The organism is Salmonella sp. SAL03688 (genome assembly GCF_046551895.1).
GTDB classification, from domain to species: domain Bacteria; phylum Pseudomonadota; class Gammaproteobacteria; order Enterobacterales; family Enterobacteriaceae; genus Salmonella; species Salmonella enterica.
Genome location: NZ_JBGDVI010000043.1, coordinates 1 through 7430, shown reverse-complemented (window position 1 = coordinate 7430; position 7430 = coordinate 1). Strand labels below are relative to the sequence as shown.

Here is a 7430-nt window from a genome sequence, read left to right as displayed (position 1 = left end):
AGGGCAAATGCAATCTGTTCTTCGGTATAACGGGTCTTTTTCATGGCAATGCGCCTCTCTGTGAGATGGAAGAAAGACCGGAAACTTCAGTTTAGACTGGCACTGTTTACAGGGGGAAGGTCATTATCGACATGATTACCGGCAAGCGCACCACCGCCTGATGTTAGCCGCTCCCGATGTTTAATCGGGAGCGGTTTCGCATTAAGGGACTATCACCTGCACCAGCACATCGGTTGCCCAACTTTCCTCGCTGTTGACCACCTGACCTTCAACGCAGGCTTTGGCCATATTCCCGAGCTGGAAAGCCACATCATCGTTAAAATCAAAATCGCGATACGCTCGCGCAAAGACGATGCGCCAGTATCCCATCCCTTGGTCAAAACGGATCTTCAGCGCCTGACCATTACTGAAGGTCACCATCAGTTTACGATGGTGTGGAATATCACGCGGCGAGCCAAAGGTGTTAACCACGACGGCTCTGCCCATAGATGCTGCAAACCACTGGTCGGCAAAATCCTGAAAATCCGCTTCACTCATCCAGTCATGGAACGGCTTGTTGCCTGGCCGCTCTTTACTCTTAAACAGCGTATCAATCGTCACTTGCGCATCCTGCGCCAGGATCGATTTCAGCGGTTTTAACAGCCCGCCTAATAACGCCAGCGCCACCGGGTTTTGCAGATAACGATCGCTATAGTGAATGCGCGTCACCTGGTTTTCCTTCAGCAGCGTCTGAATATCTTCCTGCGCCCCGGTTAACACGCCCCAGAAACGCTGACCAAACTGAGAAACCGGGCCATTAAGCTGCTTATGGATCTCAATATCGTTGACCAGGCCTCTGCTACCTGCAGTATCGGATAATAGCTCAGCTTTACTAAGCGTTATCGGCTCAAACGCATGGCTACGAATAACCATCTGGCTATTCAGATGCCAGTTCGGGCCGGGGATGGTGGCCTCTGGGCTGCGAGAAATCAACGTCATCAGGCGATCGTTGAATGCTACCTGTGCGACAACCGGCGTATCCGTATTCAGCTCAGACTGGCAAAGCTGCACACCAATGGCGGCAAACTGCGCAACCTCCTGTAAAAGCTCCGGATCTTCAATATGACCGGGCACAACCAGCGTAACCTCAACCTCATCTTTCAGCCGATAGTTCTGGATCGCCGTTCGGAACTGGCGGGCATACAAATCCCACTCGTTAAGCGGCCCATTCATCCACAACGTGAGTTTGCGCGCCCCGTCGTTAATGGCACGACGGATAGCATCTTCAATACTGCCTGGGCAATACTGCGCGTCGGCCAGGGAGAATTTTTCCGCCTCCGGCAAACCGATATAGTGACTGAAATCCTCCCCCAACCAGGCCTGCGCGGCTTTACGATCCAGCTGATCGTGATCGTGGCGGGTCTGCGAATCGAGCAGACATTCGCTACAGGCGGTATCACAGTGGCGGCATCCCAGCTGTTTCACCATCCCTTTGAGGACTGCTTCAATATGCAATGGCGCACTGGAAGCAAACCCCGCACCGCCGCTGATAATGTCGTAAAGTTGCACCGCCAGGACCGATTGCTCATTCTCTAGCCTGACCGGACGCACCGCATAGCCCAATTCTGCCGCCGATACCCCCAGCACGCTGGCCAGCGCCCGACGTAGCGCAACCACCAGCGTCATAGCCACAATACGGCCTTCATCAGAATTATCGGGGATATACTCCCCGTTTTGCGGACGGCGCAAAATGAGCTCAAACACATCGGTGCGGGCCAGCGCACCCAGCGTGACATTCTTATTCAGTGCTGTGGATCCAGGGCAGATAATCCGCTGATTCTGGCTGTCGCGATCAGATTTACCGGGGCGCGGAGGATAATGCGCTTCCATCGATTTCGGCGCATCGGTAGCACTGAGCATTGACTCCGCCCGGCCGCAGCTCAGGCACAGCGCATAACCGTGCCCACCTTCGCCCATGCTCTGCTGGAAAACATGGCCATCCGCGCCTGAAGCCATAAAGCCCATCAGCGGGTTTGGCAGTGGCACGCGTTCTGCCTTCACAAATACCCAGGCAGGCACCACCGGGATGAATTTCATTGTTTCAATGTTGTTCGTAACGGGAGTATGGGCATCGGTGACAAAACCGGCGGGCTGTAATACCTGACGTCGGTTATCCAGCGTGATCCGCTCCCCGCACGCGCTATTGGTACAGAATAAATCCCCCGGGCCACCAATACCTTCCTCATAGCCTAAGGTACCGCATTTGTGGCAACGCCAGGCGCTGTCCAGACGCTGGGCTTCGTTAGTATCGGCGTTAAGGTTATGCCAGTGCAGCGAAACACCGGCCGAGCGGAATACCCGACCATCAAGGATAATCTCTGCACCCGGCGCATACTCACGGATCGCAACGGAAAGATTGCGCGAAGGCAGCCCCTTATAACGAGAAACGTTATCCTCCCGGTCGTTCTTATCACGGCCTTTGTGCGTTTTCTCGCGGATATAATCTTCCATGGTGAAGTTATCAAAAGTGACAACATCCGTTGGGAAGCCATATCCGGGCAGGAAAGTTCGGGCCGCCAGATCGCGTAACAGGTATTCACCACAATGCCGTTTTTTCTCCAGCTCCAGTCGCCTGCGGTACGGCGTATTGGGCTGCGATTCACTTTCCTGTTTCACGAGATCGCGGAAGATCCCCAGCCAGCGTGTCTGTAAGACGGCAATAGCCTCCTGCGTTTTATCACGCAGTTTTTCTGCAGTAACGCCGTGCAATGCCGTCCCTTTAACCAGACGCTCCAGCGCGTTATCAATGCTCAGCGTCGGACGTTCGAGCCAGGCTTTAAAACGATTGCATACCGACTGGTCGAGCTCTTCGCCAAAGAACCACTGGCTATTAAGGCTGGTACGCTCTTTTTCGGTTTCCCCGACCACATGGCATAAATATTCTGACAGCAGCAGGGAATTGACGTGACGCTGCACCAGACGCTCTGAGTTCATTGCCACCATTGGAGCCGGGATCACCGTCTCAAATGGCCAGAGGGGATTAGCAAAAACCTGCTGATCGTGCGGGTTCCCTTTGCACAAGGTGTACGAAATAGCGCGTGACTCTTTACTACGCCCGGCACGCCCGGCTCGCTGTAAATAGTTGGCCGGATGCGGAGGAACGTTGTTCATCACCACTGCAGAAATACCGCCAATATCCACACCCATTTCCATCGTGGTTGAGCAGTTAAGGACGTTAAGCTGCCCGTTTTTAAACATTCTTTCGTAGCTTTGCAGGCGCTCCGACGATTGCTGTGCCGAGTGTTCTGCGGTGCGGTAGTAAAATCCACCTTCTACCACGCGATCGTTAATGTCCGTCCAGAGGTTTTGCGAGCGTAATGATAGCACTTGCGGATCCAGGCTTACCCAGTCACGCACTTTTGTTAACCCGTCGACATAATCATCCTGAGAGCGATCGTGTTCCCAGATCGCTGGCAGCGTGACTTCCTGAGCCAAAAACGCGTCGTACTGTGCACTCGTCAGTCGCTCGAACTGGATATGCATGGGCAAATAGGGGGTCAAACCTTTGAAGGTTGTCGCCAGTAATTTATTGGTCACTGGACAAATGCGTGCTTTTTGAACCAGAGAGAATGTTAGATGCTCTTTCGGTAAATAAAAACGGTTTCCATCAGGCTTCAATACCGCCAGAGATCCTGTTAGCTGGAGCCAGGCTTCTTTCAGCCAGGCGTTAACAATATCAATAGTTACCGTATTTACGGTGTTAAATTTGGCTCCTAAAATCAACAGTTTGACCAGGCGCTGAGTCACATTACCGTGGCGAATTTGCGGCCAGCGTTTAACCTGGTTGTCATCTGGCTCTTTCGAATCCGGGTTGCGGACAAATTTGGAAGAGAAACGGCTACCGATCCAGTTTCTTAGATCGTCATCCAGTTGGATGTAGTTACTTTCTCTGACATAGAAATCCAGCGTCACCTTCAGAAAATCGCGCCAGTCATCAAGGGTTAAGCCTTTAGCCTGCCAGTGAGCAGGAACACTGTGCGCCTTCTCCAGCCCCTGATAGCCAACCTGAACCAGCCCCTGGGTTTCCAGGCTGTTGGTTCGTTTCGGGCGTCGCATAAACTCACGGAAAAGCAGCATTTCGGCGAGTTTCAAAGGGCCACCATTTTCGGTGAAAATTTCAGGCTTTAGATAATGGTTATATTGTAAAATTGGTCCCTGTATATCGGCTTTCTCTTTCAGCTCATTGACCATTTCCGTCCAGGTTCGGCAAACTAAAATGGTTGCAGCCTTTCCCCCCGTCGCCGTCTGGATTGCCTGTTCAAGGCGTTCGGCCTGAGCTTCAGAAAGTTTTGCTTCCTCGGGCATTCCCCACTCGCGATACTCCCGGGCTTCTTCACGGTATTGTGTCACCCTTGTAACCAGTTTCATCACGTCAGCCTGGTCGTTCGGAGCACTCGTTGGTTGTTTTCGTTGGTGCCAGCCAAGAATTTCTACTACGCTACCACGTAATCGGCTGCGCTCTGCTTCCTGCTGCATACGTACTGCCATTCGCGCCGTCCCCTGACGACTGTCGGTAAAGGTAATCAGGCGACGACCTCGACCAGGCAAAGAGAGCGGGCCGACGCCATCTTTACCTTCATCGCTAGTGAAATCCTGGCAATACTCCAGCACCGTAGGCACAATATTGGTGACATAAAAAGGCCCGCCCAGTAACGCCCGTCGGAAGGGCTGTTTACCCTTTCCGCCTTTATAGCCACAATTGCTGGCACTACAGATTTGTTCGATATCATTAATTGCCAGCGGAATACTGTCCGGGTTCACCACACCGATACTGCGGGTCTGACGATCGAGCCGCTGCATAATATAGCCAGCTTCCGTATTACATTCCGCAGCAATAATTTGTGGCGACTGGAATACAAAATCCTTCTGAACCTTTTCTCCGGATGTTTCAAAATCGTCAGAAATTTCATCCTGCAGGGAGAATTCATCTCCACCTTTATTATCCCACTGTACGAGTTTGCCTTTTTTATCCCGTGCAAGAAGATGCGGTTCATTACACTCATTACAGAATGCCAGTTCAAAAACGGGACTGCCGCACTCGCAGTTTTGCCGCTGATTTACATACACATTGCCAAAAGACCAGTTTTTTTCCAGCGCGGTATTTTTTTTAGCTGCACAGTTCTTATCCACACATGCCCAGATGCCCTGGGTGTTTCGCTGGAAAATATGTGCTCTGACTTTCAGAAATGCAGGATCCTTTGCATTAGGGAGTGTGCCAGAGCAAAGATCGATCCAGCGTAAAACATCCTGCTGCGTGTACTGATGTTTGGTCAGTTCGTTCAAACGCTGGGTCAGCGTATCAAGTTTCATTGGTCGGGGTTGGCTAACCAGCATTTCGCGTAAACAGCGCGCTTCCGGAGAGTGGGTCAACGCACTATAACGCTCCGGGCTGATCCCTTCACTCTCCGAATCAGGGATATGCTCAATCTCATCCAGTGACAGAGAATATTGTTTGCAGGGTTCGAGCTCAGGAATAACGCGGCTTCCCCCCAGAACATCAATACGTTCCTGTGGCACTCCTGACAGCTCAGACAAGAATTTTTTCAGCTGCTTTTCAGCATCACTCCCGGCCATGGTGGCCGACGTCGCCACAAAGCGAACATCATCAGGCGTGACGCCAAATGCCGTCATGACGCGACGGAGCTGTAGAGCCAACTCAGCGGCCTGAGAACCAACGTAGGTATGGGCTTCATCCAGAACTATCCAGCGTAATGATTTTTCCGCTTTTGATTTCTGAATAATCGGCGCATCAACCTGACGAACCATCATGTATTCCAGCATGGTACCGTTGGTCACTAAAATGGGAGCGGGCTCTTCACGCATCTTCTCTCGTGACAAAACCTCATTAGGCCTGTTTGCCTGCTCACTTTTGACCAAAGCATGCAATTCTTCCGTGTTACCGTTATACAGACAGTACCGAATTCCGGAACCAAAACTCCGGGTCCACGCATCTAAACGCTCGCGCTGGGAATTAATCAGGGCATTCAGTGGGTAAAGAAAAAGTGCTCTCACACCTATCAACGGTTTTTTGTTCTTAACCTGAAGCTCACGATAGAGGTCTTCCAGCACCGGAACCATAAAGCATTCCGTTTTGCCAGAGCCTGTCCCGCTGGTCACCACGACCGAATGTTTTTTCTCAAGTAATGATTGCCAGCTGGCTAACTGATGCGTGAAAGGTTTCCAGTCAGAGCCAAAACGATAACGACCATTTTCCTCACTATCCAGCGAGTCCACCACCTCCTTGCTTAGCAACGTTTGTTTTGTTGCAAGGTCTTTCATTGTGCTGTTGAACTCTTTCCAGCCAAATGTCTGTTCAAATACGGGTGAGGCAAGAAACGATCCTTCTTTCCCGCAATCGGCCGCCATTTGTTGCGTGAGATGCTCGCGAAGATTCGGGTTGGTCACCCCCATAATACTCAGCGTCGCCTCCGTAGAACGCGACAGTGATTGTTCAATCAGCGAAGAAAAATAGCGTGTAGTCATTCTTATTCCTTTTTATTTTTCAGTAACATTACGCAATAGACAGTACTGGAAAATGGCGTTAAACCATCGCGAGTCAAAGTCTCTAACCTGTCTCAAAAAAAATACGGCGCCGGGCTTATTCTCAAAAACACTGTCAAATGTTGTTTTACCGCTGGCAACAGCAGCAGCAAATACGGGGAGCAAGGTGACGGAATAGCGGTAGCTGGCATCAGGGGAAATATCGATAACAGGATTTTGTTGTGACATATACCAACGTAAAAGGCCCGGGCCACCAAATTCTGGCCAGCGAGATTCACCATGTTCGCGTAGAAGTTCCTGATACCACTCAAGGATAATATCTTTCATCGTCAACTCAGGAAAAACCGGTGGTAATTTCCCTTGACTCAACCATAATTGCACCTCACTGGCATAAGTCGGGAATGTTGTGCCCAGCTGCTGATACATTCTGTCCAGCAACCTTATCTGCATTTCCTCCGGTGCACCTTTATGAGCCAAAAAAGCACGAAAACGTGTGGCGGAACGTTTAACTTCTGTAATGGGTAAAAACTCCCAGAAAACGGGAAACTCACTTTCAATACGGCTGAGATAATCAATGGACATTTCAAATTTGAACAGCGACATCGCCAACGCTTGTGGATGCTGAACAAGTGCCCGCCATACTTCAAAGGTAGCCAAAGGCAAATACCCGAACTGATCGTATAAATTGCGTAAGAACTGCCAGCCCGAGTGTGCCGGGTCGCTCGCCATTTGTTCCAGAACTAACATAATGGTATTGACATCTGAACGAGGATTAAAAAGCTGCGTTGCTTTTGGGAGTGTTAGAAATTCTGTGTCATTCCAGTAATATACAATCAAAAAGGAATGACACATGTCCCAGCCCTTCGATTTCGATAAAGCGCTTAAGGCAC

General features: G+C 50.8%; 2 protein-coding genes. Both read right to left on the bottom strand.

Features of this window, described 5'->3' with window-relative positions; translation table 11 throughout:
* Positions 1-201 precede the first annotated feature (201 nt).
* The gene (locus ACLJR2_RS23430; RefSeq protein WP_000213428.1) at positions 202-6522 is read right to left on the bottom strand and encodes a DEAD/DEAH box helicase; all 6321 of its coding nucleotides are present in this window, start codon (positions 6520-6522) and stop codon (positions 202-204) included.
* A 12-nt stretch (positions 6523-6534) separates the two neighbouring features.
* On the bottom strand, positions 6535-7430 hold an 896-nt coding region (locus ACLJR2_RS23425; RefSeq protein ID WP_254044548.1), incomplete at its 5' end, for an STY4851/ECs_5259 family protein.